General features: G+C 66.0%; 26 protein-coding genes and 1 tRNA gene. 19 read left to right on the top strand and 8 right to left on the bottom strand.

Features of this window, described 5'->3' with window-relative positions; genetic code table 11:
* The first annotated feature begins 1 nt into the window (after position 1).
* The 5 genes from L0C59_RS00935 to rlmN are packed head-to-tail and all read left to right on the top strand — an operon-like array spanning position 2 to position 3,434.
* On the top strand, positions 2-907 hold the full coding sequence (locus tag L0C59_RS00935; protein ID WP_243089285.1) for an HrcA family transcriptional regulator: 906 nt from the start codon (positions 2-4) through the stop codon (positions 905-907).
* On the top strand, positions 897-1,568 hold the full coding sequence (locus tag L0C59_RS00930) for a molybdenum cofactor biosynthesis protein (RefSeq protein WP_243089284.1): 672 nt from the start codon (positions 897-899) through the stop codon (positions 1,566-1,568). Before L0C59_RS00935 ends, L0C59_RS00930 begins: the two co-directional genes overlap by 11 nt.
* Positions 1,569-1,581: 13 nt before the next feature.
* Positions 1,582-1,806 (top strand): hypothetical protein, encoded by a 225-nt coding sequence (locus L0C59_RS00925; RefSeq protein ID WP_243089283.1) that lies wholly within the window; start codon positions 1,582-1,584, stop codon positions 1,804-1,806.
* Between the two features lie 42 nt (positions 1,807-1,848).
* Positions 1,849-2,388, top strand: coding sequence for a Uma2 family endonuclease (locus L0C59_RS00920; RefSeq protein WP_243089282.1), 540 nt, complete (start codon positions 1,849-1,851; stop codon positions 2,386-2,388).
* Positions 2,385-3,434 (top strand): dual-specificity RNA methyltransferase RlmN, encoded by a 1,050-nt coding sequence (rlmN, locus tag L0C59_RS00915; RefSeq protein ID WP_243089281.1) that lies wholly within the window; start codon positions 2,385-2,387, stop codon positions 3,432-3,434. Before L0C59_RS00920 ends, rlmN begins: the two co-directional genes overlap by 4 nt.
* Here rlmN and L0C59_RS00910 read toward each other — a convergent pair.
* On the bottom strand, positions 3,403-4,566 hold the full coding sequence (locus L0C59_RS00910) for an acyl-CoA dehydrogenase family protein (RefSeq protein ID WP_243089280.1): 1,164 nt from the start codon (positions 4,564-4,566) through the stop codon (positions 3,403-3,405). The genes rlmN and L0C59_RS00910 overlap by 32 nt on opposite strands.
* Positions 4,567-4,660: 94 nt before the next feature.
* Between L0C59_RS00910 and L0C59_RS00905 the strand changes: the two genes are divergently transcribed.
* The gene (locus L0C59_RS00905) at positions 4,661-5,383 is read left to right on the top strand and encodes a Clp1/GlmU family protein (protein ID WP_243089279.1); all 723 of its coding nucleotides are present in this window, start codon (positions 4,661-4,663) and stop codon (positions 5,381-5,383) included.
* Here the strand turns inward: L0C59_RS00905 and leuS are convergent.
* From leuS to proB, 4 genes are all read right to left on the bottom strand, one after another.
* Complete coding sequence (leuS, locus tag L0C59_RS00900) at positions 5,361-7,997, bottom strand: leucine--tRNA ligase (protein ID WP_243089278.1); 2,637 nt, start codon at positions 7,995-7,997, stop codon at positions 5,361-5,363. The two genes, L0C59_RS00905 and leuS, sit on opposite strands and share 23 nt — an antisense overlap.
* A gap of 135 nt (positions 7,998-8,132) precedes the next feature.
* Entirely contained in the window at positions 8,133-8,915 is a 783-nt protein-coding gene (locus L0C59_RS00895) for a YhjD/YihY/BrkB family envelope integrity protein (RefSeq protein WP_243089277.1), read from the bottom strand.
* A gap of 56 nt (positions 8,916-8,971) precedes the next feature.
* Positions 8,972-10,240 (bottom strand): glutamate-5-semialdehyde dehydrogenase, encoded by a 1,269-nt coding sequence (locus tag L0C59_RS00890; protein ID WP_243089276.1) that lies wholly within the window; start codon positions 10,238-10,240, stop codon positions 8,972-8,974.
* Complete coding sequence (gene proB, locus L0C59_RS00885) at positions 10,237-11,340, bottom strand: glutamate 5-kinase (protein ID WP_243089275.1); 1,104 nt, start codon at positions 11,338-11,340, stop codon at positions 10,237-10,239. Before proB ends, L0C59_RS00890 begins: the two co-directional genes overlap by 4 nt.
* A 71-nt stretch (positions 11,341-11,411) precedes the next feature.
* Between proB and L0C59_RS00880 the strand changes: the two genes are divergently transcribed.
* The 3 genes from L0C59_RS00880 (at position 11,412) to L0C59_RS00870 (ending at position 14,546) form a co-directional block, all read left to right on the top strand.
* Positions 11,412-13,619: a M66 family metalloprotease gene (locus L0C59_RS00880; protein WP_243089274.1), complete on the top strand. Its 2,208-nt coding sequence runs from the start codon at positions 11,412-11,414 to the stop codon at positions 13,617-13,619.
* Positions 13,620-13,850: 231 nt separating this feature from the next.
* Positions 13,851-13,927 (top strand) — tRNA-Arg (locus L0C59_RS00875).
* A gap of 55 nt (positions 13,928-13,982) precedes the next feature.
* Entirely contained in the window at positions 13,983-14,546 is a 564-nt protein-coding gene (locus L0C59_RS00870) for a cob(I)yrinic acid a,c-diamide adenosyltransferase (protein ID WP_243089273.1), read from the top strand.
* Here the strand turns inward: L0C59_RS00870 and L0C59_RS00865 are convergent.
* The gene (locus L0C59_RS00865; protein ID WP_243089272.1) at positions 14,543-14,827 is read right to left on the bottom strand and encodes a hypothetical protein; all 285 of its coding nucleotides are present in this window, start codon (positions 14,825-14,827) and stop codon (positions 14,543-14,545) included. The two genes, L0C59_RS00870 and L0C59_RS00865, sit on opposite strands and share 4 nt — an antisense overlap.
* Positions 14,828-14,941: 114 nt before the next feature.
* Here L0C59_RS00865 and L0C59_RS00860 point away from each other — a divergent pair, with 114 nt between their 5' ends.
* Both L0C59_RS00860 and L0C59_RS00855 read left to right on the top strand, forming a co-directional pair.
* The gene (locus L0C59_RS00860; protein WP_243089271.1) at positions 14,942-15,472 is read left to right on the top strand and encodes a SixA phosphatase family protein; all 531 of its coding nucleotides are present in this window, start codon (positions 14,942-14,944) and stop codon (positions 15,470-15,472) included.
* On the top strand, positions 15,469-16,188 hold the full coding sequence (locus L0C59_RS00855; protein WP_243089270.1) for a CHAD domain-containing protein: 720 nt from the start codon (positions 15,469-15,471) through the stop codon (positions 16,186-16,188). The genes L0C59_RS00860 and L0C59_RS00855 overlap by 4 nt, the downstream gene beginning before the upstream one ends.
* A 69-nt stretch (positions 16,189-16,257) precedes the next feature.
* Here the strand turns inward: L0C59_RS00855 and L0C59_RS00850 are convergent, their stop codons facing one another.
* On the bottom strand, positions 16,258-17,019 hold the full coding sequence (locus L0C59_RS00850) for a glycosyltransferase family 2 protein (RefSeq protein WP_243089269.1): 762 nt from the start codon (positions 17,017-17,019) through the stop codon (positions 16,258-16,260).
* Positions 17,012-17,746, bottom strand: a complete 735-nt coding sequence (gene surE / locus L0C59_RS00845) for a 5'/3'-nucleotidase SurE (RefSeq protein ID WP_243089268.1) — start codon at positions 17,744-17,746, stop codon at positions 17,012-17,014. Before surE ends, L0C59_RS00850 begins: the two co-directional genes overlap by 8 nt.
* 113 nt (positions 17,747-17,859) lie before the next feature.
* Between surE and L0C59_RS00840 the strand changes: the two genes are divergently transcribed.
* From L0C59_RS00840 to L0C59_RS00805, 8 genes are read left to right on the top strand one after another with little or no spacing between them, the layout of a single operon-like run.
* Positions 17,860-18,579 carry an ATP-binding cassette domain-containing protein gene (locus L0C59_RS00840; protein WP_243089267.1) on the top strand — a complete coding sequence of 240 codons (720 nt, stop codon included), beginning with the start codon at positions 17,860-17,862 and terminating at the stop codon, positions 18,577-18,579.
* Positions 18,576-19,754 (top strand): ABC transporter permease, encoded by a 1,179-nt coding sequence (locus L0C59_RS00835; protein ID WP_243089266.1) that lies wholly within the window; start codon positions 18,576-18,578, stop codon positions 19,752-19,754. Before L0C59_RS00840 ends, L0C59_RS00835 begins: the two co-directional genes overlap by 4 nt.
* Positions 19,755-19,765: 11 nt before the next feature.
* Entirely contained in the window at positions 19,766-20,629 is an 864-nt protein-coding gene (locus L0C59_RS00830; RefSeq protein ID WP_243089265.1) for an SPFH domain-containing protein, read from the top strand.
* Positions 20,630-20,639: 10 nt separating this feature from the next.
* Positions 20,640-20,828 (top strand): type II toxin-antitoxin system antitoxin, encoded by a 189-nt coding sequence (locus L0C59_RS00825; RefSeq protein WP_243089264.1) that lies wholly within the window; start codon positions 20,640-20,642, stop codon positions 20,826-20,828.
* Positions 20,794-21,303 carry a hypothetical protein gene (locus L0C59_RS00820; protein ID WP_243089263.1) on the top strand — a complete coding sequence of 170 codons (510 nt, stop codon included), beginning with the start codon at positions 20,794-20,796 and terminating at the stop codon, positions 21,301-21,303. The genes L0C59_RS00825 and L0C59_RS00820 overlap by 35 nt, the downstream gene beginning before the upstream one ends.
* Positions 21,300-22,094: a CPBP family glutamic-type intramembrane protease gene (locus tag L0C59_RS00815; RefSeq protein WP_243089262.1), complete on the top strand. Its 795-nt coding sequence runs from the start codon at positions 21,300-21,302 to the stop codon at positions 22,092-22,094. The genes L0C59_RS00820 and L0C59_RS00815 overlap by 4 nt, the downstream gene beginning before the upstream one ends.
* 8 nt (positions 22,095-22,102) lie before the next feature.
* Positions 22,103-22,924: an RNase adapter RapZ gene (gene rapZ / locus L0C59_RS00810; RefSeq protein ID WP_243089261.1), complete on the top strand. Its 822-nt coding sequence runs from the start codon at positions 22,103-22,105 to the stop codon at positions 22,922-22,924.
* A complete protein-coding gene (locus L0C59_RS00805) occupies positions 22,905-24,155 on the top strand; it encodes a gluconeogenesis factor YvcK family protein (protein ID WP_243089260.1) in 1,251 nt (416 codons plus the stop codon). Before rapZ ends, L0C59_RS00805 begins: the two co-directional genes overlap by 20 nt.
* The last annotated feature ends 6 nt before the right edge of the window (positions 24,156-24,161 follow it).

The raw sequence follows: 24,161 nt of genomic DNA, 5'->3' as shown, positions 1-24,161 counted from the left end.
TGTGACGGCCAGGCAGCGGGCCATCCTTCACCTCCTGGTGGTGGAGTACATCAAGACCAAAGCCCCTGTGCCCTCGGCGAGGTTGGCCGAGGGCCTGGGGCTTTCCCCTGCCCTGGCCCGGTATGAGCTCATCGCCCTCGAGGAGATGGGCTACCTCTCCAAGCCCCACGCCTCCGCGGGCCGGGTCCCCACCCGGCAGGCCTTCCGCCAGTACTCCCTCTCCCTCCTTCCCCCCAAACCCTTGCCCGAGGCCACCCAGGAACGGCTCCAGCGGGCCCTGGAGGGGGCCCGGGAGCCCGAGGCCTTCTTGGTGAAGATGGCGGTGGGGCTTTCCGGGTACCCCGCCCTTCTCCGCCTCAGGCCCAGGAACTCTCCCAAGGTGCTCCAGGTCCACCTCTCCCCCCTGCCGGAAGGAACCCTGGCGGTCTTCGTCCTGGAAGGGGGGAGGGTGAAGGAGGTCCGGCTTCCCCTCACCCTCCCGTCCGAGCGATTGAAACAGGCGGAAGAAGCCCTCTCGGGGCCCTTTGCCACCCTACCCCCAGCTCCGCGCGGCCTGGAGGAGCTCTTCGCCCACCTCTCCCGGGCCCTTTCCGCAGGCCTTTCCCTCGTCTACCGGGAGGGTCTGGCCGAGGCCTTAAAGGAACCGGAGGCCAAGGATCCCGGCTTTCTGGAGCGGCTGGTGGCTCTTTACGAGGCCGGGGGGGAGGAGGCGGTCCTAACCCCTCCCGGCCGGGTGGACGTGCGGGTGGGGGAGGTGGAGGGCCTGGCCCAGGTGCAGGCGGGCTTCGCCCGGGGGGAGTGGCTGGGGGAGCTGGTGCTGCTGGGGCCCATGCGCATGCGCTACCTCGAGGCCCTCTCCGTAGCCTTAAGCCTCAGCCAGGTCTATACTGGACAGCATGCGGGTTGAGGTTCGGCTCTTCGCCCTTTACCGGGAACAGGCGGGCACGGACCGCCTCCTCTTGGAGCTTCCCGAGGGAGCCCGGGTGCTTGATGCCAAAGAGGCCCTGGAGAAGCGCTTTCCCGGCCTTAGGCTGGATGGCGGCATGGCGGCGGTGAACCAGGCCTTGGCCCAAGGGGAAACCCCCCTAAAGGAGGGGGATGAGGTGGCCTTTCTGCCCCCGGTCTCGGGAGGGCAGGACTCCTACGGCCTCACCCATGAGCCCCTGGACCTTAAGGCCCTGGTGGACTGGGCCACCTCTCCCGAGTACGGGGCGGTGGTGAGCTTCCTGGGCACCACCCGAAGCCCCAACCGGGGGGAGGAGGTGGCCTTTTTGGAGTACGAGGCCTACCCGGGCATGGCGGAGAAGGTCATGGCGGAGATCATCGGGGAGATGCGCTCCCGCTTTCCCCTGGGCCGGGTGGCCCTTTGGCACCGCCTGGGCCGGGTGAACCCCGGGGAGGCCTCCATCGCCATCGTGGTTTCGGCCCGGCACCGCCCCGAGGCCTTCGCCGCCTGCCAGTATGCCATAGACCGGGTAAAGCAGGTCCTCCCGGTTTGGAAAAAGGAACACCGTCCCGACGGGAGCTTCTGGGTGGAGGGCTTCTCCCCGGAGGAAAACCGGCTCTAGGCCTCCCCCAACCATGGCCTCCTTCTCCTTCCTCCTGGGCCTCCTCCTTCTGGTGCTTTGGGCCCTTCCCCTCCTCTTGGGCTTCCTCTCGGGCCGGGCCTACCGGCAAGGGCGCAAGCGGGTGGCCTTGGGGCTGGTCCTTTTTGGAGCCTTTCTGGGTATTCTCGCCAGGCCAAGGCCCCTAGGGCTTCTCCTCCTGCTTCTAGGCCTGGGCCTGGGGTACGGGCGGTTGCGGTGAGGCCCCTGGGCAAACCCCTCCCCGAGCCCCTACAATGGGAAGGTGACCGAGCGGTCCTTGCGCCCGCTAACGGAGGAGGAATACCTGGCCCTGGAAGAGGGGGGCCCCGGGCGCCACGGGCTGGTGGGGGGAATCCCCTACGCCATGGACGGGGCCAGCCTGGACCATAACCTCATGGTCACCCACCTGGTGGCCCCTTTAAAACCCTTGGCCTGGGACCAAGGATGCCGGGTCTATAGGGAAACTGCCCGGCTTAAGGTTTCCGAGGACACCTTCTACTACCCCGACGCCATGGTGCTCTGCGGCCCCCAGGCCCATCCCCTTTACGCAACCGCCCCTTGTCTGGTGGGGGAAGTCCTCTCCCCCGGTACCGAGGCCCAGGACCGAAGGGAGAGGCTTTCCCATTACCTCAGGCGCCCTAGCCTCCAGGCCTATCTTCTTCTGGAGGAGGCCAGGCCGGGAGGCATCCTCTACCGCAAGACCCCTTCGGGGTTCCGGGAGGAAGAGGTGGGGGAAAGCCTTATCCTGCCCTGCCCGGAAGGCACCTTAAGGCTTAAGGAGATCCACGAGGGCGTGGCATGAAACCCATCCTGGAACTCCCCCCCGAGGAACTCCCCGGCGAGGGCTACCGCAAGGCCCAGATCGCCCACTGGCTCTACGCCCGGGGGGCCATGGACTTCTCCCAGATGACCGACCTGCCCAAGGGCCTGCGGGAAGCCTTGGCCAGGGAGTGGCGCATCTCCGAGTTCGCCCTGGTGGAGGCCTACCCAAGCCGGGACGGAAGCGTGAAATACCTCTTCACCCTGCTGGACGGGAAGAAGACGGAGGCGGTCTACATGCCCTACGAGAACCGCAAGACCGTCTGCCTTTCCAGCATGGTGGGCTGCCCCGCAGGGTGTACCTTCTGCGCCACCGGGGCCCTGGGCTTTGGCCGCAACCTCACCGCGGCGGAGATCCTCTCCCAGCTCCTAACCATCGCCCATCACCAGGGCATCTCTCCCAGGGACATCCGCAACGTGGTCCTCATGGGCATGGGGGAGCCCCTTCTGAACCTGGACAACGTGCTCAAGGCCATCCGCACCCTGCTCCATCCCAAGGGCCTGGCCATGAGCCCAAGGCGCATCACCCTCTCCACCGTGGGCATCCCCAAGGGCATCTACCGCCTGGCGGAGGAGGACCTCGGGGTGCGCCTGGCCCTTTCCCTTCACGCCCCCGACGACGAGACCCGCAGGAGGATCATCCCCACCGCCCACCGCTACTCCGTGGGGGAGATCCTCGAGGCGGTGCGCCACTACCACGCCAGGACCAAGAGGCGCATCACCTTCGAGTACACCCTGCTTAAGGGTTTAAACGACCACCCCTGGCAGGCCCGGCTTCTCGCCAAGCTCCTTAAGGGCATGGGCGCCCACGTGAACCTGATCCCCTTTAACCCCTGGGAAGGCGCCCCGGTGGAAGGCACCCCCAAAGCGGGCATCCTGGCCTTCGCGGAGGAGCTGAGGCGGCTTGGGATTCCCACCTCCATCCGCTGGAGCCGAGGGCAGGACGTGGGGGCGGCTTGCGGCCAGCTGGCCCTAAGGGTCCCCAAGGCCCTCACCTTCACACCGACTCTAGAAGGCGCCGGGCAATGATGAGCTTCAGGATCTCGCTGGTCCCCTCCCCGATGCGGGTCAGGCGGGCGTCGCGCCAGTAGCGCTCCACGGGGTAATCCTTGACATACCCATACCCCCCCAGGACCTGGATGGCCTCGTCGCAGGCCCTCACCGCCACCTCGCTGGCGAAGAGCTTGGCTTGGGCGGCCTCGAGGGTATAGGGCCTTCCCGCGTCCTTGAGCTCCGCCGCCTTCAGGTAAAGGAGCCTGGCCGCCTCCAGCTCCGTGGCCGCCTCCGCCAGCTTGAAGGAAACCCCCTGGTACTCGGCGATGGGCCTGCCGAAGGCCTCCCTTTGCTTGGCGTAGCGGAGGGCGTAGTCCAAGGCCGCCCTTCCCAGGCCCACCGCCATGGCGGCGATGCCGATCCTGCCCCCATCCAGCACCTTGAGCACGTCGTAAAACCCCTTGCCCCTCTCCCCCAAAAGGCCCTCCTCGGGCACGAAGAGGTCCTCGAGGACCAGCTGGGCGGTATCCGAGGCGTTCAGGCCCAGCTTCTCCTCCTTGCGGCCAATGCGAAGGCCCTTTTCCGGACGGAAGAAGGCGAAGGCGGAGATGCCCAGGTGCTTCCTTTCCGGGCTCGGGGCGGGGTCGGTGCGGGCCACGATCACGTAGACCCCGGCCACGCTCCCCTGGGTGATGAACTGCTTGGTGCCGTTCAGCACATATCCCCCCGCCACCGGCTCGGCCCGGGTCTTAAGGGCGGCGGCATCCGAGCCCGAACCCGGCTCCGTGAGCCCCCAGGCCCCCAGGGCCTCCCCCGAGGCCAGCCTGGGCAGGAAGGTCTCCTTCTGCCTTTCGTTCCCCGCCAGGAGGATGTGCCCCGTGGCCAGGGAGTTGTGGCTGGCCACGGTGAGGGCCAAGGCCCCATCGTGATAGGCGATCTCCTCCACCATGCGGGCGAAAAGCCGGCTTTTAAGCCCCGCCCCTCCATAGGCCTCGGGCACCGTGGCCCCGAAGACCCCGAACTGGGCGAGCTTCCTGATGAGCTCAAAGGGAAAGGCCCCCGTGCGGTCCCGCTCCCCTGCCCCTGGGGCCACCTCCGCCTTGAGAAACTCGCGGAAGGGCCCCAAGACCGCCCGCTCCTCCTGGCTTTCCTCAAACCATAGCCCCATGGTGGGAGTAGTATAACACTTTATTGCCATATGGCAAAAATACGTCATCCCATACTCCCCCGGAATCCCGGGCCATGGGGTAGCTTCAAGGGGGATGCTCCTCCTGGCTGGCCCCACGGATACCGGCAAGACCACCCTGGCCCTAAGGCTTTTGGAAAAGGCGGGGGAAGCCTACCTCCTGGACCTGGACCCGGGACAGGGGGCCCTGCCCGGGGCCTTCACCCTTTTCCGCTACCGGGAAGGAACCCTCTCCCCCCTGCGCCGCCACCTTCTGGGAGCCTTATCCCCTAGGGGGATGGAGGCGCAGGCGGTGGTGGGGGCCCTGCGCCTAGCCCGCCTCATCCCCAGAGGAAGCCCCACCGTGGCCGACACGGATGGCTACCTGGACCCCGGGTTCCGGCTCTTGCAGATAGAGGCCCTGGTGCCCGCCGAGGTGCTGGTCCTGGGGTGGGAGGAGCTTTACCAGGCCCTATCCTGGCGGAAGGACCTCAGGGCGCGCCTGGCCTCGCCCCCTCCTGGGACTCGCAGGAAAACCCTGGCGGAGAGGCGGAAGAACCGGTTGGAAAGGCTTTTTGCCCACTTCCAAGGGGCCAGGCTCCGCCCCCTTCCCCTCGGCCGCCTGCCCGCATACCCCATGGAGCCCGCCGAGCCCCACCGGCTTTACGGCCTTTTGGACGGGGAGGGGTTCCTCCTGGGTTACGGGCGGCTTTTGGCCTGGGCAGGGGACGAGGGGCTTTTCCTCACCCCCGTGGCGGGGGAGGTGGCCAAGGTGGTCCCCACCCGGATTCTCCTCCCTATCCCCGCACTACCAGGTTGAGGATCTTGCCGGGGACGTAGATTTCCTTCACGATCGTCTTGCCCTCCACATGGGCCTGGACGTTTTTCACCCTGAGGGCCTCGGCCCTGGCCACCTCCAGGGGGGCGTCCTTGGGGATCTGGATGGTTCCCCGCACCCTCCCGTTCACCTGCACCGCCACCTCCACCACATCCCTTTCCAGGGCCTTTTCGTCCAGCTCCGGCCAGCCCGCCTCAAAAAGGCTATCCGGCCAGAACCAATGCCAAAGCTCCTCGGCGATGTGGGGGGCGAAAGGGAAGAGCATCTGCAGGTAGTAGCGGATGGCGGTGCGGTAAACGGGGGTCACGGGCCGCGCCTTGCGGTAGTCGTAGAGGGTGTTCAAGAGCTCCATGAGGGCGGCGATGGCGGTGTTGAAGCGCAGGGCCTCGAGGTCCTCCGTGACCTTCTTAAGGGTGGCGTGGAGCTTCCCGTAAAGCTCCCTGTCCGGGCCCTCCAGGGCCTCGGCGGCAAACTGGCCCGAGGTGGCCTTTAGGGCCTCCCGGTCCTCCGCCACCCGGCGCCATATGCGGTTCAGGAAGCGCCAGGCCCCCTGCACCCCCTCCTCGGTCCAGACCATCTCGTTTTCGGGGGGTGCGGCGAAGAGGATGGTGATGCGGGCGATATCCGCCCCCTCCTCCTTCACAAAGGGCCCCACCATGACCCCGTTGCCCTTGGACTTGCTCATCACCGCGGGCTTCCAGAAGTGAAGGGTGCCGTCCTCGTGGGGCCTGAGCTCCGCCCCCATCTTCCGCACCTCCTCCAGGGAGAGCTCCTTCTCGGGGATCTCCAGGCGGATGCGGGTGGGCTCGGGCAGGCGCACCCTCTCCCCCTCCACCTCCACGGGGCCGAAGTCCGTCCAGGCCAGGACCATACCCTGGGTGAAAAGCCCCTGGAAGGGCTCCTCCACCTTCACCATCCCCAGGTCGTGGAGGAACTTGGTGAAGAAGCGGCTGTAGAGGAGGTGAAGCACGGCATGCTCCACCCCGCCGATGTACTGGTCCACGGGCATCCAGAAGTCCGCCTTCGCGGGGTCAAAGGGAAGCCTCTCGTTTTTGGGGTCGGTGTAGCGCAGGTAGTACCAGCTGGAGTCGAAGAAGGTGTCCATGGTGTCCGTGTCCCGCTTGGCGGGGCCGCCGCACTTGGGGCAGGTGGTCTCGTAAAACTCGGGGTGGGCCTCCAGGGGGCTTTTCCCCTTGGGCCGGATGTCCTCTATGTCCTTGAGGTCGGGGAGGAGGACGGGAAGCTCCTCCTCGGGAACCGGCACCACCCCGCAGGCCTGGCAGTGGACCATGGGAATGGGGGTGCCCCAGTAGCGCTGGCGGCTGATGAGCCAGTCCCTGAGCCGATAGGTGACCCGGGCCTTGCCCAGACCCTTTTCCTCCAGCCAGGCCACCACCCTCTTTTTGCCCTCCTCGCTGGGGATGCCGTCAAAGGGCCCGGAGTTAACCATGATGCCAGGCTCCTCGTAGGCCGCCTCCAGGGGCTCGGGCAAGGGCTCACCTGGGCGTTCGATCACCTTCCTTATGGGAAGGCCGAACTTCACGGCGAACTCAAAGTCCCGCCCGTCGTGCCCGGGCACCCCCATGATGGCCCCGGTGCCGTAGCCATAGAGCACGTAATCCGCGGTCCAGATGGGGATTTTCTCCCCGGTGGCGGGGTTCGTGGCGTAGGCCCCCAGGAAGACCCCCGTCTTCTCCCGCCCCTCCGCCTGGCGCTCGATCTCCGTCTTGCGCTTGGCAGCCTCCACGTAGGCCTCCACCTCGGCCCGCCGCTCGGGGGAGGCGAGCCTTAGGGTGAGGGGGTGCTCCGGGGCCAGGACCATGAAGGTGGCCCCGAAAAGGGTATCGGGCCGGGTGGTGAAGACGGTGATGGCCTCCTCCTCGCCCTCCACAGGGAACTTTATCTCCGCCCCCTCCGACCGGCCGATCCAGGCCCGTTGCATGGCCTTCACCTTCTCCGGCCAGTCCAGGCCCTCGAGGTCCTCAAGAAGCCTTTCCGCATAGGCGGTGATGCGCAGGTACCACTGCTCCAGCTCCCGCTTCTCCACCGGGGTGTCCTCGTGCCGCCAGCACCGGCCCTCCACCACCTGTTCGTTGGCCAACACCGTCTGGCACTTGGGGCACCAGTTCACCAGGCCCTTGGCCCGGTAGGCCAGGCCTTTCTCCCACATCTTCAGGAAGATCCACTGGTTGAAGCGGTAGTAGTCGGGCTCGCAGGTGGTCACCTCCCGGTCCCAGTCGTAGAGGATGCCCATGAGCTCGAGGCTCTCCTTGGCCTGGCGGATGTTGGCATAGGTCCAGTCCCGGGGGTGGAGGCCGAACTTAAGGGCGGCGTTTTCCGCGGGCAGGCCAAAGGCGTCCCAGCCCATGGGGTGGAGGACCTCGTACCCTTGTACCTTGCGGAAGCGGGCCAGGACATCCCCCATGGTGTAGTTCTTCAGGTGGCCCATGTGCAAATCCCCCGAGGGGTAAGGAAACATGACCAGCACGTACTGCTTCCCCTTCTTCCCCGGGGCCTCCTTGGCCTTCATGAAGCCCTTTTCCTTCCAGAAACGTTGCCACTTGGGCTCTATGGCGTGGGGGTTGTACTTCTCCATGCGCTCCTCCCTCAAAAAAACCCTTCCCCCAAGGGGAAGGGACGGCCAGGCCCCTTCCCGCCTTAGGGGACTAGCCTGGCCGGGCTCATGGGAACATGATACTGCAACCCGGCAAAAAAGCGTGGCGTGGGGGCCCTAATCCGCCACCGCCTTCGCCACCACCGCTCCCAACAGGAAGACCCAAAGCACCAGGTAAAGGCCAAGGAGGGCCAGGACAAACCCCGCCAAGGGCCCGTAGAGGAGCTCGTACTGGGAGCGGGGAAGAAGCCTGGGGAGTCCAAGCCGCACCCCCTCAAAGAGGAGGGAGGCCACCCCCGCTCCCACGCTCAAGGGCACCAGGGGGCGAAACCCCTTGAGGCCGTGAAAAAAGGCGTAGGTGAGGAGGAAGAGGGAGAAGGCCAGGAGGAGGGGCAAAAAGGCCTCCAGGGGCCCCAAGGCCCCCCGCCACTCCGGGGGGAGGAAGCGGAGAAGGAACCCCAGGGCCAGACCCAAAAGGGCGAGGAGAATGAGGGCAAGGCCCAGAAGGACCGGCATGAGGAGGCCCAAAAGGCGGTGGCGAAAGCCCGGGGGGCGGCCAAAGATAAGCCCCAGGGCGTAGCTCAGGGCGGCGAAGAAGTTGCTTCCGGACCAAAGAAGGAAGAAGGTGCTCGCCAGGGTGAGGGGAAAGGCTCCCCGGGTGAGGAAGCGCAAGAGGTCCTGGGCCAGCTCAGGGCGGGCCGGGAAAAGGCCCTCGGCCAAGGCCCTTACGCCCCCCAAAAAACCCTCCCTTAGGGCCTCGCTCCCCGAGAGGAAAAGCCCGAAGACCCCCACCAGGAGAAAGAGAAGGGGCATGAGGGAAAGGAGGGCGTAGTAGGCCAAAGCGGCCGCGAAGAAGGGCACGTGGGCCTGGGTGTACAGGCGGAAAATCTTCTGCAACACGGTCTCTTCCTCCCCACCCGCCTCCTGGGCAGGGTTCCTCCCCTAGGCCCAGGGGCCTACTCCCGTTCCTGCCCCTCCCCCAGGGCCACCCACTTGGTGGTGGTGAGCTCCATGGGCCCCATGGGGCCAAAGGCGTGGAGCTTGGAGGTGCTGATGCCGATCTCCGCCCCCAGGCCCAGCTGGAAGCCATCGTTGAAACGGGTGGAGGCATTCCATAGGACCAGGCTGGCGTCCACCTCCTCCAAAAACCGCCAGGCGGCATGGGGGTCCTCGGTGCAGATGGCCTCCGTGTGGCGGGAACCGTGGCGGGCGATGTGCTCCAGGGCTTCCTCCAGGCCAGAGACCACCTTCACCCTGAGGATCAGGTCCAGGTACTCCTCGTCCCACTCCTCCTCCCGGGCGGGCACCGCCTCCTTGAGGAGGGGAAGGGCCTTAGGGCAGGCCCGAAGCTCCACCCCCTTTTCCCGCATGGCCCTTTCCAGCATGGGGAGGAAGGTTTCTGCCACTCCCTCGTGGACCAGGACGGCCTCGAGGGCGTTGCACACCGCAGGCCGCTGGGTCTTGCCGTTTAGGGCCAGGCGGAGGGCCATGGAAAGGTCTGCCTTCCGGTCCACGTAGAGGTGGTTCACCCCCTTGGCGTGGGCCAAAACCGGCACCCGGGCCTCCCTTTGCACCAGGCGGATGAGCTCCTCCCCGCCCCGGGGGATGAGGAGGTCCAACAGCTCCAGGCGGCACAGGGCCAGGATGGCCTCCCGCTGGGTGGTGGGCACCAGGCTCACCGCCTCCACGGGAAGCCCAGCCTCCCTCAAGGCCCTATGCCATAGGGAAACCAAAGCCTGGTTGGAGCGGAAGGCCTCCTTCCCCCCCCGTAGGAGCATGGCGTTTCCCGCCTTCAGGGCTACGGAAACCGCCTCCACCGTGGCCCCTGGCCGGGCCTCGTAGATGAAACCGATGAGGCCCAAGGGGATGCGCATCCTTCCCACCCTGAGGCCGTTTGGCCTCTTGCTAAGCCCCTCAATCCTCCCCAAGGGATCGGGGAGGGCGGCGATCTGACGTAGGCCCTCCGTGAGGCTTTTCAGGTCCTTGTCCCTGAGGGCCAACCGGTCCAGCTTGGCCTGGGATAGGCCCGCCCTTGCGGCCTCCTCCAGGTCCTCCCGGTTAGCCCTTAGCACCTCCGGCCAGGCCTCTTCCAGAAGCTGAGCCATGGCGAGAAGGGCCCCGTCCCGGTTTCCCTTGGCGATCTCCGGAAGCCGGGCCCGGGCCTCCTCCGCCAGCCTCCTCAGGGTTTCCTCCAGCCCCTTTTGGGAAGCACCCAACCCCCTCATCCTTCCTCCTTCAAGACCAGGTGGTCCCGATGGACCACCTCCTCGGTGTAGCGGTAGCCCAAAAGGGCCTCGATCTCGGTGCTCCTATGTCCCTTGATGCGCTCTATCTCCTCGGCGGCGTAGTTGGCCAGGCCCATCCCCACCTCCTCCCCCCCCTCGCTTAGGAGACGCACCGCCTCCCCCCGGCCAAACCGCCCCCGCACCCCCTTGATGCCGGCGGGCAACAGGCTCGCTCCCCTCTCCTTTAGGGCCCGAACCGCCCCCGCGTCCAGCACCAGCTCCCCCCTGGGTTTAAGGAGGCCGTACAACCAGGCCCGCTGGCCCCGGTAGCGCCTTCTGGCGTGGAAGTACGTGCCCAAGGAAGCCCCTGCCAGGGCCTCGAGGACCACCCCGGGCCTTCTTCCCGGGAGGAGGAGGGTGGGTATCCCCACCCTTCCCGCGATGCGGGCCGCAAGGAGCTTGGAGCGCATCCCCCCGCTTCCCAAGGGATTCCCCTCCCCGGCATGGGCCAGCACCGCCTCCACCCGCTCCACCTCTGGGATGGGGCGGGCGCGGGGATTCCTCTTGGGGTCGTCCTCATAGAGGGCGTCCACATCGGAAAGGAGAAGCAAAAGCCCCGCTTCCACCAAGGCCGCCACCCGGGCGGAAAGCTGGTCGTTGTCCCCGAAGCGGATCTCCTGGAAGGCCACGGTGTCGTTTTCGTTGATGACGGGGACCACCCCCAGGCGGAGAAGGGCGAAAAGGGTGGCCTTGGCGTTCAGGTAGCGCTCGCGGCTAGCCAAATCCTCAGCGGTAAGGAGCACCTGGGCCACCGGGGTGGGGGCAAAGGCCTCCCGCCACGCTGCCATGAGGAGGGGCTGGCCGATGGCGGCTAGGGCCTGTTTGGTGGGCATGTCCTGGGGGCGGGGCAGGCCCAAGGCCGCCATCCCCGCCGCCACCGCCCCCGAGGAGACCAGGACCACCTCCCGCCCCTCCTGGCGCAGGGCCAGGACCTGGCGGGCGATCTCCCCCATCACCCACCCCTCTAGCCCCCCAGGCCCCGCCAGGACTGCGCTTCCCACCTTGATGACCAGCCGCTTGGCCTCGAGTCCCGGCCGCATTAAGGGTCAGGATAGCATCTCTCATCCTCCGGGCCCATGCATCGGCTAGGGTTATGGGGATGGGCCCACGGGTGTCCCTTGCCTTGGTCTGGGTACTCCTCCTGGGGGCTTGCAACAGCCTATTTCCCAACCGCCCCACTGGCGACCTCCAGCTTGAACTAAAGCCCTCCTCCCTTTCCGTTGCCCAAGGGCAAAGCCAAACCACTACCCTCACCCTCACCCCCAAGAACGGATTTACGGGGACGGTGGCCCTGACCCTGGAGAACCAAAACGGCAATGCCCCAAGCGGCATCACTCTGAGTCCTACCAGCCTGAGCGTGACGGGTACTAGCCCCGTGACCCAGGCCCTAACAGTGGCAGTGGCCCAAAGCGTCCAGCCTGGCACCTACGCCCTCCGGGTAAAGGCCACCTCGGGTAGCCTCACCAAGACGGCGAACCTGAGCCTCACCGTGCAGGCGCCACCGCCCCCCGCTCCGGACTTCACCATTTCCCTGAACCCCACCAGCCTCACGGTGCAGCAAGGAGGTAGCGGGACCACGACCCTCACCCTCACCCCCCAAAACGGCTTCACCGGGCAGGTAAACCTCACCCTGGAAGGGCAGGACGGGAGCCCAGCCCCAAGTGGCATCACCCTCTCCCCCAACGGCCTGAGCGTGACGGGGAATGGCCCGGTGACCCAGGCCCTCACCTTGAGCGTGGATAGCAGCGTGGCCACGGGGACCTACCCCCTCAGGGTGAAGGCCACCGCGGGGAACCTCAGCAAGACGGCGAACCTGAGCCTGACGGTCACGGCAGCCTCCCAAGTCAATCTGCGCATCGCTAAGGCCGAGTGGGGGCAGACCGTGCTCAAGGAGAACCTGCGCCTGGTATCGGGTAAGCCCGCCTTGCTTCGGGTCCACCTCCTGGCAAGCCCTTCCCCCATGTCCTTAAGCAACCCCCTGGCGGGAGCGGTGTACCTGGGGAGCACCTTCCAAGGCAACCTGGCCTTTACCTGCCCGAACCCCATCCCCACCGCCACCGACCCCGGAAGCCTCGCCACCACCTGCACCGCCACCCTACCGGAAAGCTGGGTGGCCTCGAGCCTACGAGTGGAACTCCGGGCCGATCCCCAAGACCAGGTGACTGAGAGCGACGAGGGCGACAACCTCTTAACCCTTACCCCCAACGTGGGTGCGGGCACGGTGCTTTACCTGACCGCGGTGCCCGTAATCCATCAAGGGCAACAAGCCCAGGTGCCCAGCTTCGGCCAGACCCTTTGGCGCATCTGGCCCCTCAAGGAGGTCTCCTCCACCACCCGCGCGCCCTATACCTTCTCCGGAACCCTGAGTCCTAGTGATGCAAATGCCTGGTCCCAGCTCCTAGACGAACTGCGCATCCTGCGCCAGGCTGATGGAAGCGGGCGCTACTACTATGGCTTCGTCAAGGTTTCCTACACCTCGGGCATCGCCGGGATCGGCTACCTGAGGCATCCCGTGGCCGTGGGCTGGGACTACCCCCAGAGTGCTCCTAGGGTAATGGCCCACGAGCTGGGGCATAACTTTGGCCGGGAACACGCCCCTTGTGGGGTGTCCGGCGACCCCAACTATCCCTATACGGACGGCAAGATTGGCACCTGGGGCTACGACCTAGCCGACGGTTCCCTAAAGGACCCGGGCCAACTCTATGACCTCATGAGCTACTGCGGCCCCCAATGGATTTCCGACTACACCTACGGAGGGGCTCAAGGTTTCCTGGAAGCCTCTCCGCCAAAACCCCAGTCCCTTCCGGAGGAGGGCCTCCTCTTCTCCGGGCGCATGGCCCAAGGGGAGGTGCTGTTCAACCCACCCCTTCGGATAGCAACCTCCCCGGAGGGGGAAGCCTCCCCTTACCGCCTGCGGGGGACAAAGCCCACCGGGGAAACCCTGGAGGCCCCGGTGTTCGTCCTGAGGGACTCTGAGGGCATCCTCCACTTCCAGGCCCGGTTGCCCCTGGGGCCTTACGGGCGGGTGGGGCTTTACCTGGGATCCCAGCTCCTCAAAGAAGCGGTGGGTCCCCTGCTTCCCCTGGCCGAACCCCAGGTGGAGCTGAGGGAAGAAGGGGAGTTCCTGGTGGCCAGGGTCCAGGGCTACCCCTATTTCTCCCTCGTCCACATAGCCAAGGACGGCACCCGCACCGCCTTGGGCCTTTGGCACCGGGCAGGGGAGGTGCGGTTTGCCCTTAGGGACCTCCCTCCAGGGGGGCAGTGGGAGATCCAGCTTACCGATGGGTTAAATGTTCGCGTCCTTTCCCTCCCTCGCTGAGAAACGCCCCTGGCAAAAGGCCACCCTCCCCTCCCGCCTAAGCCGCACCAAAAGGGCGAAGAGGGTGGCCTTGCGAAGGCCAGGGCGTAGGGCATGGAGGGCGGTGTGGAGGTCCTCGAGGGTCCTGGGCTCCCGAACGAAGAAGGAGAAGTTGGGCTTCCAGACGCTTATCCCGCACCAACCCCATTATTGACAAGGAGGGCTTTCCCATGCTACCTTGAGGGTCGGCTTGGGCCCGTAGCTCAGTTGGATAGAGCGGCTGACTACGGATCAGCAGGTCAGGGGTTCGAATCCTCTCGGGCCCGCCAAAATCCCCGGGGAAACCCGGGGAGAGTTTTTTCCGACAGGCCCTACAATGGGGGCATGAAGATCTACACCAAGACGGGGGATGCCGGGGAAACCGGCCTTTACGGGGCCGAGCGGGTGGTAAAGGCCCATCCCCGGGTGGAGGCCTACGGCACCGTGGACGAGGCCAACTCCGCCTTGGGCCTGGCCCGAAGCCTGCTTCCTCCGGAACACCTGGACCTACACGACCTCCTGGAGCGTATCCAAAACGCCCTCTTTGACCTGGGGGCCGACCTAGCCACCCGCATGGGCAGCCCCTACGAGAAGAACATCGCCCGCATGGACGCCCAGGATGTGGAGGCGCTGGAAGGGGCCATCGACCGCTACATGGAGGAAAGCCCTCCTTTCCAGGGCTTCATCCTCCCCGGGGGGCACCCGGCAGCGGCGGCTTTGCACCTGGCCCGCACCGTGGTGCGCCGGGCCGAGCGCAAGGTGGTGGCCCTAAGCCGGGAGGAACCGGTGAACCCGGAGGCCATCCGCTACCTCAACCGCCTTTCCGACCTCCTCTTCGTCCTGGCCCGGGTGGTAAACGCCCGGGAGGGAGTGCGGGAGGAGGGGTGGCTGGTGAAGAAGAGGCGCTAGGGCCAAGGCTTCCCGTATACCCTCACCTCGGCCCCGGGAAAGGCGGTTTCCAAAAGGTCTTTAAGGAAAAGGGCCGCTAGGGGCAGAAGCCCCCCACAAGGACCTTCCATGTAGAGAAAGAGGTAGCGGGGCCTTCTCGGGGACTGGGAAAACCCCAGGCAACCTTCATACTCAGGGAAGTACTCGTAAAAGAGCTCCAGGAGGTCCTGCACCAGCTCCCTGGCCTCAGGCAAGGCCTCGATGGAGCTTTGCGGCTTGACCCAGAAGGTCATGGCCTTCATGCAACCCCATTATGGCAGGACCTAAGCCGTGCCCCGCATCCGTCCCGACAAAATGGGGCCCCTCTAAAACCCTGAGCCTTGGCCCCCCGCCAGGAGGAGGGGCATAATGTTCCCATGGAACTCTTCCTGGTACGCCATGCCCGCGCCCTACCGGCCGAGGCGGTGGAAGCTTCCCCTGAAGGAACCCCGCACCCAGATGAGGAAACCGCCGACGACCTTCGCCCCCTGACCCCCAAGGGGGTGCGGCGGTTCCGCAAGGTGGTGCGGGGCCTTTGGGGGCTGGGGGTGGAGCTGGACCTGATCCTCACCAGCCCCAAGAGGCGGGCCTTGGAAACCGCCGAGCTCCTCACCGACCTTCTGGAAGGGGAGGTGCGGATAACCCCCCACCTGGCCGCCCCGCCCTCCGTGGCCCTTCTGGAGGAACTACCCCAGGAGGGGCGGGTAGCCCTGGTGGGACACGAGCCCTACCTCTCCGCCCTTTTGGCCTGGCTTCTTTTCGGAGACTTCGCCGGAGCCTCGGCCCAAGCGACCCTGGGAACCCGCTTTGTCCTGAAGAAGGGAGGGGTGGCCTGGCTGGAGGGCCGCCCCGTGCCCGGAGGGATGGCCCTCAAGGCCCTCTTGCCGCCCAAGGTCTTCCGCCTGTGAGGGACGCCCGAGCCTGGACGGAACACCTTAGGACCCACATCCCCCTGGCCCTTTCCGGGGAGGACCCCGAGGGGGTGCACCAGGTGCGGGTGGCCGCCCGGAGGCTCAGGGCATACCTGGACCTGCTGGGCTTTAGGGTACTCCAGGACGACCTAAAGCGCCTCCTAAGGGGCACGGGTCGGGTGCGGGACCTGGAGGTGGCCCTGGCCAAGGAAACCTTACCCGAGGGCTTCCGGGACTTCCTGGAAAGGGAGCTAAAGAAAGCCCGCGCCCGCCTGCCGGACCTCCTGGCCTCCCCTTGGACCGAGGCCTTGCTTCGGGCCCTGGCCGCACTCCCCCCCTTGGGGGAAAGGACCGCCACCAGGGGGTTATCCCGCCTGGCCAAGCGCCTCCAGAAGCGGTTTAGGGACCTGCGGGAAAACCCTAGCCCTGAGGCCCTCCACGCTTACCGGCGGGCCCTTAGGCGCCTCCGCTACGCCAAGGAGTTCCTAGGGCTATCCACCCGGGAGGAAAAGAAGCTCCAGGAGGAGCTGGGCTCCTTCCAGGACGGGATGGTGCTCCTGGGGCTTTTGCGGGAGTACCTCCTGGAAGTGCCCGACGAGGAGGCAGCGGCCCTGGCCGAGGCCCTGACGGCTGCTTTGCAAAGGGAACCCCTCGAAGAAAGGGCGAAAAGGTTAGCCGCCTTCCCTATGGCCCCCATCCGAGGGAAGGGATAACCGGCCCACCTGGGCCTTCTCCCTGCCTTCGGTAGCCTATGGGGAGGGCCTTAGGCCCTAACCTGCCTTCTAAAGAGGGGCTATGCCCGGAGGGCATAAGGCCGGCGCCAGGCTTTCCTTCGCGGCCTGGGCCTCGAGGGCCAGAACCAGGTGATCCTTAAGCTGCAAAGGCGGTAGTCCATGCTTGCGGCAAAGGTGCTCCAGGAAAAGGCGGCGCTCCTCGAGGCGGTTCCCGTGGCTCTGGTTGTCCCCGTGGACCCTTATCCCTATCCCCCTCCCCTTCAGGTAGCGGAAGGGGAACCCCGCCCGGTAGGCTCGAAGCCAAAGGTCCCAGTCCCAGTAATCCCCCAGGCTGGGGTCAAGACCCCCAAGCTTCCTGAGGAGCCTAAGGGGCAACGCCGTACCCGAGGCCAGGATGCGGTTGTCCCTCAGGATCCAGTCCCCGGGCTCCCCCGGGCGGAAGGGGATCTCCCAAAAGCCCAGGTCCAAGACCCCCTCCCCGTACACCAGGGCCTCCTCCTGGGAGAGGACGCGCCAAACCCGGTAGAGGTAGGCGGGGTCCAGGAGAAGATCGTCGTCGTCCAGGAAAAGAACTGCCTCCCCCCGGGCCTGGGCCAGGGCGTGCTGCCGGGCCTCCACCTGGCCCCGCCCAGGGTTGGGGAAAGCCCGTAGCCGTGGGTCGGCCAAGGAGGCCACCACCCCCATTCCCTCCCCATCCCCATCGTCCACCACCACCGCCTCAAACCGGGGAAAGGTCTGCCGCAGAAGGGAGGCCAAGGCCTGGCGCAGATGGCCTGGCCGGTACCGGGTGGGGATGAGGACGCTAATCATGGGCAAGGGCCGGTTGCAGCCGGGCCTCATCGGTGAGGTCCAGCCTTAAAGGGGTAGCCGCGATGAACCCCTGCTCCACCGCCCAGCGGTCCGTGCCCTCCTCCGCCTCCTTCAAGGGCCTGGCGGCAAACCAATAGAGGGGGCGGCCCATGGGGTCTTCTCCCTCCACCACTACCCCCTCGTAGGCCCGCACCGACTGCCGGGTCCACAGGAAGCCCTTGGGCCTATGGGGCAGGTTCACGTTCACCAAAAAAGGCCGCTCCAGCCTCAGCAGGACCTCGAGAACCCGCTCCACCCAGGGCCTCAGGGCGGAAAAGTCCGGGCCTTGCCCGTTCATGGGGGTGCTGAAGGCGGCGGCGGAGAGGCCAAAAAGCCTTCCCTGCTTGGCAGCGGCCACGGTCCCCGAGTGCCAGATCTCGTGGCCCAGGTTGCTCCCCAGGTTGATCCCCGAAAGGACCAGGTCCACGGGGCCGAAAAGATGGAGGCCCAGGGCCACGCAGTCCGCCGGGGTGCCCCGCACCCGGTAGGCGGGGAAGTGGGGCCCCGGCAGGGGGGCCGGGTGGGGAAAGGCCCGCACGGGGTGGGCGATGGTGATGGCGTGGCCCACCCCGCTCTGCTCCACGTCGGGGGCCACCACATAGACCTCCCCAAACCGGCTTGCCGACTCCGCCAGAGCCCAAAGCCCAGGGCTAAAGATGCCGTCGTCGTTGGTTACCAGGATCTTCATGGCCTGAGCCTAAGGCCCAACGGTCAGGAGGGTGTCATGAAGGGCTCCCGGGCTGCGGAGTCCTGCATCCTAGCCCTTGACCTGGGTCAGGCGGTGTGATATCACTTAGATATATGATTGAGGTCACCCTCCTCAGCAAGGTTTACGGCCAGCACCAAGCGGTCAAGGAGCTTTCCTTCCAGGTGGCTCCTGGGGAGGTCTATGCCCTCCTAGGCCCTAACGGGGCTGGGAAGACCACCACCTTGCGGATTCTCTCCACCCTCATCCGCCCCACCAAGGGCAGGGCCAGGGTGGCGGGGTTTGATGTGGTCCAAGAACCCCTCGAGGTGCGCCGGCGCCTGGGCCTGGTCAACGGGGGGATGCGGGTGTACGACCGCCTTACCGGGCGGGAGGTACTGCGGTTCTTTGCCGGGTTTTACGGCCTCGAGGGCCGGGCCTTTCAGGAGGCGTTGGATTGGGCGGTGGGTCTTTTGGAAATGGAGGAAACCCTGGAGCGAAAGGTCATGGAGATGTCCACCGGCATGCGGCAAAAGGTGGTCATCGCCCGGGCCATCCTCCACCGTCCCCCCGTCCTCCTCTTGGACGAGGCCACGGCCGGGCTGGACGTCTTTGCCCGTAGGGCGCTTCTGGACTTCGTTAAGGCCTACCGCCAGCTGGGCAACACCATCGTCTACTCCACCCACGTGATGGCGGAGGCGGAGGAGGTGGCGGACCGGGTAGGCTTTTTGCACCAGGGCAGGCTGGTCTATGAGGGAAGCAAGGAAGAAGCCCTGGCCTTGGGAGAAGGAAGCCTGGAACAGGCGTTCGTGCGCAGGGTAAGGGGGGCCGCATGAAGCCTATCCACCGCATCTTTTGGAAGGAGCTCGTGCAGGTTTTCCGCGACCGCAAGCTGGTCTTCTCCACCCTCGTCCTGCCTGTCCTGCTCATGCCCCTTTTCATGTTCGGGCCCACCCTGGTCCTCCAAAGGTTAATCCAGGGCGCTCAGGAGAAGGAGCAGGAGGTGGCGGTCCTGAACCTACCCCAAGACGCCCTCCGCGCCCTGGAGCGGGCCGGGCTATCCCCTAAAGCCCACCCCGATCCCGAGGGAGCCGTGCGGGAGGGGAAGTATCCCGTGGGCGTCCGCTACGAGAAGGGGGTGTACCGGGTCTACGGCCGCCTTGCTGGGTGGCTCACGGAGGGGCAAGTGGCGGTGGGGAAGGTACAAGGGGCCCTGCAAACGCTCAGGGAAGCCAAGGTGGCTGAGGCCTTGGCCAGGAGGGGCATCCCCTACCAGGTTCTCAACCCCTTCCAGGTAGAGGTGGTGGATGCCTCCCCGGAACGGGAAAGGGCTGGGGGCCTTTTGGGTTTTCTCCTCCCCTTCTTCCTGGTGGTTTTCGTTCTCACGGGTGGACAGGTGGTGGCGGTGGACGCCACCGCGGGGGAAAAGGAGAAGGGGACCCTCGAGGCCCTCCTCATGGCTCCGGTGCCCCTTTGGCACCTGGCCCTGGGCAAGACCCTGGCCGCGGTGGCCCTGGCTCTCCTGTCCGGAACGTCCGGGCTTTTGGGGCTGACCCTCGGCGGGGCTATCGCAAGCGCCCTGGGCTCAGGCCTGCCCACCGAAACCGGACATACCCTGGAGCTAGGGGGGCGGGTGGCCTTGGATGGCGCCAGCTTCCTGGCCCTTTTCCTCTCCGCCTTCCTTTTGGCCCTGCTCATGGGAGCGGTGATGGTGGGGCTAGGGCTCTACGCCCGAAGCTTCAAGGAGGCCCAAAGCTACATGGCTCCCCTCCAGCTTTTAGCCCTCTTTCCCCTGCTCTTTCTCCAATTCCGGGGCTTTTTTGAACTGGAACCCTGGCACCACTTGGTCCCCCTTTTCAACGTGGCCCTCCTCATGGACGCCCTCCTGAAGGGAATGGCAAACCCCCTGCAGGCAGGCCTTACCTGGGGCTCCACCTTGGTCTACGCAGGCCTTGCCCTCTTCTATGCCGTGCGGGTCTTCGCCCGGGAAGAGGTGGTCTTTAGGAACTAGAAGGAGGCGGTATGCGCGAGGTAAAGGAAACCACAGCGTGGCGGCAAAGCGGCTTTCTGGCCCTTTTGGCCCTCCTCTTGGCCCTTCTTTGGTTGGGCTGGGGAGGGGTTCGGCTGTTGAGCGAGAGGGAGCTTTTCTATCTCTGGCACGTCGTCTTTGCCCTTCTCGCCTCGGGGCTCTTGGTAGGAGGGCTTTTCACCGTGCAGCCCAACGAGGCGGTGGCCCTAGTCTTTCTGGGACGCTATGTGGGTAGCATCCGGGATGAGGGCTTTCACTTCGCCAACCCCCTAGCCCAAAGGAAGCGGATCACCCTAAGGGTTCACAACTTCACTTCGGACCGGCTCAAGGTGAACGATGCCCACGGCAACCCCATTGAGATCGCCGCCGTGGTGGTGTGGCGGGTGGTGGATACGGCCAAAGCCCTCTTCCAGGTGGAGAACTACCAGAGCTTCGTGGCCATACAGTCGGAGGCGGCCATCCGGGCCCTGGCGAGCCGCTACCCCTATGATGCCGAGGGCAAGTCTTTAAGAGGAAACCCCGAGGAAATCGCCGAAGAGCTTAAGGCGGAGGTGCAGGAGCGCCTGAGGGTGGCAGGGGTGGAGGTCCTGGAGGCCCGCCTCACCCACCTGGCCTACGCCCCGGAGGTAGCCCAGGCCATGCTCCGCCGCCAGCAGGCCCTGGCGGTGGTGGCAGCCAGGAAGCTCATCGTAGAGGCGGCCACCAACATGGTGAAGGAGGCCCTTTCGGGCCTCGAGGCCCAGGGTATCGCCCTGGACGAGGAGCGCCGGGCAGCCATGGTGAATAACCTCATGGTGGCCCTGGTGGCCGAGGCCCAGGCCCAGCCGGTGATGAACGTGGGTACCCTGTACACCTGAAGGGGATGGGGTGAGAGAAAAGGAGAAGAAACGCTTCCTCTTGAGGCTTGACCCAAGGCTCTACCGGGTGCTGGAGAAATGGGCCCAGGACGAGCTACGAAGCGTGAACGCCCAGATAGAATACCTTCTCAAAGAAGCCGCCAAGAAGGCGGGGAGGTGGAAGGATGAGGCTTTATCCGAGGAGGGAAGGGAACCCTAGAAGGTTTTTCCTAGCCCTCTTCCTACTCCTCCTTTCGGCCCTGGGTGGGGTCATCCTCATGGCTGCCCGGGAGGATCCAGAAAACCTCCCCCTCCTCCTTGGTTTCCTCCTAGTAGACCTCTTCCTAACGGGGGGCCTCCTCTACTGGCTCTCGGGATTCCCCCAAAGGCTTTTCTATGAGCTTAACAGCCCGGTGCTCACCGTCCACCAGCCCTTGGGCCCACGCACGGTTCACCGTTCCGAGGTGGTGGAGGTAAGACTCCTTTCCTTCGCCCTTCCCTGGTGGAGCCTTCGGGGGGAGGTCTCCATGCCTGGCTTCCACCGCAGGAGGCTCCGCCTGGAGGGGCTACCCGTGGAGGCCTTCGTGGGAGCCAGGCGGGGGGAGGGAGTGCTCCTGGTACTTAAAAACGGGGCAGGCCTTCTTCTCAACCCGGAAGACCCCCTGCCTTTGTTGAGGTGGAAGGAGGGGACATGAGAGCCCTTTACTGGGCCCTGGGGCTTTCCTGGGTGGCCTTCCTGGTCTTTTACCTGTTGGGCGGGCGGGTGGAGAGCCCTGCCTACGTGGCCTTTGGCTTCCTTTACATGTGGATTCCCGGCCTGGTGGCCCTGTACTTCGCCCGCAAGGAGGGAATGCGCCTCCCCCTTGCCTTGAGGCCCAACCGCTACTGGCTTTTCGCCTGGCTCTTTCCCGTGGCCCTCACCCTGCTTTCCATTCCCCTAAGCCTTCCCTTCGGCGCCTGGAAAGGATGGGAAGCCCTCCGGCAAACCCTACCCCAGGATGCAGCCCAGGCGATCCCGGAAACCCTCTGGACGCTTTTCCCCCTGGTCCTGATCCTCGCCGCCCTGGTGGCGGGGGCCACGGCGAACCTCTTGGCCGCCTTGGGGGAGGAGCTCCTGTGGCGAGGATACCTCTGGGAGGGGCTTAAGGAGCGGGGCCTCTGGCCCGCCAGCCTGGAGATTGGCTTCTGGTGGGGATTATGGCACGCTCCCCTCGTCCTGGCCGGCCACAACTACCCCAGGGAGCCCTACCTGGGCGTACCCATGATGATCCTCTTCACCCTGGCCCTGACCCCCTCCCTCCTCTGGGTGCGGGAAAGAGGCGGTTCCGTGGTGGCCCCAGCCCTCCTTCACGGAACCCTGAACGCCATCGGAGGCTTTCCCCTTCTCGTGGTGGAGCGCACCCACGACCTCCTCATCGGGGTGGTGGGGCTTCCCGGGCTTTTCCTCCTTTCCCTTTTCAACCTCTGGCTCAGAGGACGGGTATAGTCAAGGGGATGCGGTTTCTGGTGCTTTCAGGGCTTTCCGGGGCGGGCAAGACCACGGCCAAGGGGTACCTGGAGGACCTGGGCTACTTCATGGTGGACAACCTCCCTCCGGGCCTATGGGAAGCCCTCTTGCAGGAGCTGGCCCAAAGGGGGGTGGAGCGGGCCGGGGTGGTGCTGGACGCCCGGGCCTTAGCCTTCTTTGGGGATCTGGAAAGGGCCCTGGACCAGCTCAAGCCCACCGTGGTCTACCTCGAGGCCCGCCCCGAGGTCCTCTTACGCCGCTACAACCTGACCCGTAGGGTCCACCCCCTAGGGGCAGGGAACCTCATGCGGGAGATCGGGGAGGAGCGCCGGATCCTGGGACCTCTAAGGGCCAGGGCCCACCTGGTCCTGGACACCTCGGAGCTTTCCCCAAGGGCCCTAAAGGACGCCCTGGTGCGCTTTTTGGGGGAGGAGGCGGGCTTTCTCCTGCGCCTCATCTCCTTTGGCTTCAAGTGGGGCCCACCCCAGGAGGCCGACCTGGTCCTGGACGTGCGCCCCTTGCCCAACCCCCACTACGACCCCGGCCTCAAGCCCAAGACGGGGCTGGACCCCGAGGTGCAGGCCTATGTGTTCCGGGAAGAGCACGAGCCCTACTACCGGGCCCTTCTGGCGGTGGTGGGGCTGGCGGCGGAAGGGGCCAAGGCGGAGGGAAGGGCCTTTTACACCGTGGCCGTGGGGTGCACGGGGGGGAGGCACCGGAGCGTGGCCGTGGCCGAGCGGCTCGCCGAGGAGCTCTCAAGCCGCTTCCGGGCGGAGGTGAGCCACCGGGATGTGGACAAGGAAGGGTGACGAGGTGGTGTACCGGGTAGCCCAAGGACTTGCCCGGCGCTTTCCCCCGCTTCGCTGGCTTTATCCGGGGATGCGGGTCAAGCGCTACGCCGCCTTGGCGGGCCTGGGAATTCTCCTCATGGCCTACGGCCTAGCCCGCTTCCTCCCTTCCCCACCCCCAAAGCCCTGGGCCCTGGGCCTCGTCCTCCTGGGCCTGGCCCTCCTGGTGGGAGGGATAAGGAGCATGAACCGCAGCATGCTCTCCGCCCTCACCGAGCCCGAGGCGGTGCCGGAAAGGGTCTACGTGCGCAGGAGGCTGGAGCAAGGCCCCAAGGTGGTGGCCTTTGGCGGCGGGACCGGGCTTTCCCGGGTGCTTAGGGGTCTAAAGGAGCACACGGCCAACACCACCGCCATCGTGGCGGTGACCGACGACGGGGGCTCCACGGGCCGCCTCCGGCTGGCTTTTGGCCTGCCGGCGGTGGGGGATCTGGTGGACTGCTTGGCGGCCCTTTCCGACCACCCCGCCCTTCCCAAGCTCCTGCACCACCGCTTCCAAGAAGGGGAGTTTAAGGGCCACACCTTCGGCAACCTCTTCCTGCTAACCCTGAACCAGGAGGCCAAGGATTTCGCCGAGGCCATCCTCGAGGCCAACGCCATCCTGCAGCTGAGGGGCCAGGTCTTTCCCGCCACCCCCGAGGCGGTGCGGCTTAAGGCCCGCTTCCGGGACGGCACGGAGGTGGTGGGGGAGGTGGCCATCCGGGAGAGGGTGGGACGGATCCGGGAAGTCTTCCTGGAACCCGAACCCAAGCGGGTCATGGAGGAGGCCCTTAGGGCCATCCGCTCGGCGGACCTCCTGGTCCTGGGTCCGGGAAGCCTCTACACCAGCGTCATCCCCAGCTTTCTGCCCAAGCCCCTCCTGGAGGCCCTGGCCAAGGCCAAGGCGCCCCTGGTCTATGTGGTGAACCTCATGACCGAGCCCGGGGAAACCGATGGCTACACCGCTTACGACCATTACAAGGCCATCGCCTACCATCTGGGCAGGAGGCCCGAGGCGGTGCTGGTGCACACCGCCCCCATTCCCGAGGAGGTCCTGAGGCGCTATGCCGAGGAAGGGCGTTTCCCCGTGGCCTTTGACCCGAGGCCCTTCGCCGTGGACGGGGTGCGGGTGATGGCCGGGGACTTCCGGGAGGAGGGTCCCTTGGCCCAGCACGATCCGCAAAAGGTGGTGAAGGCCCTGGTTTCCCTGGTATAAAGTTGG

The sequence above is a fragment of the Thermus neutrinimicus genome (assembly GCF_022760955.1).
Taxonomy (GTDB): Bacteria; Deinococcota; Deinococci; order Deinococcales; family Thermaceae; genus Thermus; species Thermus neutrinimicus.
This window is presented reverse-complemented; position numbering and strand designations above follow the sequence as displayed.

Bases quoted from the DNA above. Each gene is read 5' to 3' on its own strand.
- L0C59_RS00930 (WP_243089284.1), top strand. From the start codon at position 897: ATGCGGGTTGAGGTTCGGCTCTTCGCCCTTTACCGGGAACAGGCGGGC.
- L0C59_RS00925 (WP_243089283.1), top strand. From the start codon at position 1,582: ATGGCCTCCTTCTCCTTCCTCCTGGGCCTCCTCCTTCTGGTGCTTTGG.
- rlmN (WP_243089281.1), top strand. From the start codon at position 2,385: ATGAAACCCATCCTGGAACTCCCCCCCGAGGAACTCCCCGGCGAGGGC.
- L0C59_RS00910 (WP_243089280.1), bottom strand. From the start codon at position 4,566: ATGGGGCTATGGTTTGAGGAAAGCCAGGAGGAGCGGGCGGTCTTGGGG.
- L0C59_RS00905 (WP_243089279.1), top strand. From the start codon at position 4,661: ATGCTCCTCCTGGCTGGCCCCACGGATACCGGCAAGACCACCCTGGCC.
- leuS (WP_243089278.1), bottom strand. From the start codon at position 7,997: ATGGAGAAGTACAACCCCCACGCCATAGAGCCCAAGTGGCAACGTTTC.
- L0C59_RS00890 (WP_243089276.1), bottom strand. From the start codon at position 10,240: ATGAGGGGGTTGGGTGCTTCCCAAAAGGGGCTGGAGGAAACCCTGAGG.
- proB (WP_243089275.1), bottom strand. From the start codon at position 11,340: ATGCGGCCGGGACTCGAGGCCAAGCGGCTGGTCATCAAGGTGGGAAGC.
- L0C59_RS00870 (WP_243089273.1), top strand. From the start codon at position 13,983: ATGAAGATCTACACCAAGACGGGGGATGCCGGGGAAACCGGCCTTTAC.
- L0C59_RS00865 (WP_243089272.1), bottom strand. From the start codon at position 14,827: ATGAAGGCCATGACCTTCTGGGTCAAGCCGCAAAGCTCCATCGAGGCC.
- L0C59_RS00860 (WP_243089271.1), top strand. From the start codon at position 14,942: ATGGAACTCTTCCTGGTACGCCATGCCCGCGCCCTACCGGCCGAGGCG.
- L0C59_RS00850 (WP_243089269.1), bottom strand. From the start codon at position 17,019: ATGATTAGCGTCCTCATCCCCACCCGGTACCGGCCAGGCCATCTGCGC.
- surE (WP_243089268.1), bottom strand. From the start codon at position 17,746: ATGAAGATCCTGGTAACCAACGACGACGGCATCTTTAGCCCTGGGCTT.
- L0C59_RS00840 (WP_243089267.1), top strand. From the start codon at position 17,860: ATGATTGAGGTCACCCTCCTCAGCAAGGTTTACGGCCAGCACCAAGCG.
- L0C59_RS00835 (WP_243089266.1), top strand. From the start codon at position 18,576: ATGAAGCCTATCCACCGCATCTTTTGGAAGGAGCTCGTGCAGGTTTTC.
- L0C59_RS00830 (WP_243089265.1), top strand. From the start codon at position 19,766: ATGCGCGAGGTAAAGGAAACCACAGCGTGGCGGCAAAGCGGCTTTCTG.
- L0C59_RS00820 (WP_243089263.1), top strand. From the start codon at position 20,794: ATGAGGCTTTATCCGAGGAGGGAAGGGAACCCTAGAAGGTTTTTCCTA.
- L0C59_RS00815 (WP_243089262.1), top strand. From the start codon at position 21,300: ATGAGAGCCCTTTACTGGGCCCTGGGGCTTTCCTGGGTGGCCTTCCTG.
- rapZ (WP_243089261.1), top strand. From the start codon at position 22,103: ATGCGGTTTCTGGTGCTTTCAGGGCTTTCCGGGGCGGGCAAGACCACG.
- L0C59_RS00805 (WP_243089260.1), top strand. From the start codon at position 22,905: ATGTGGACAAGGAAGGGTGACGAGGTGGTGTACCGGGTAGCCCAAGGA.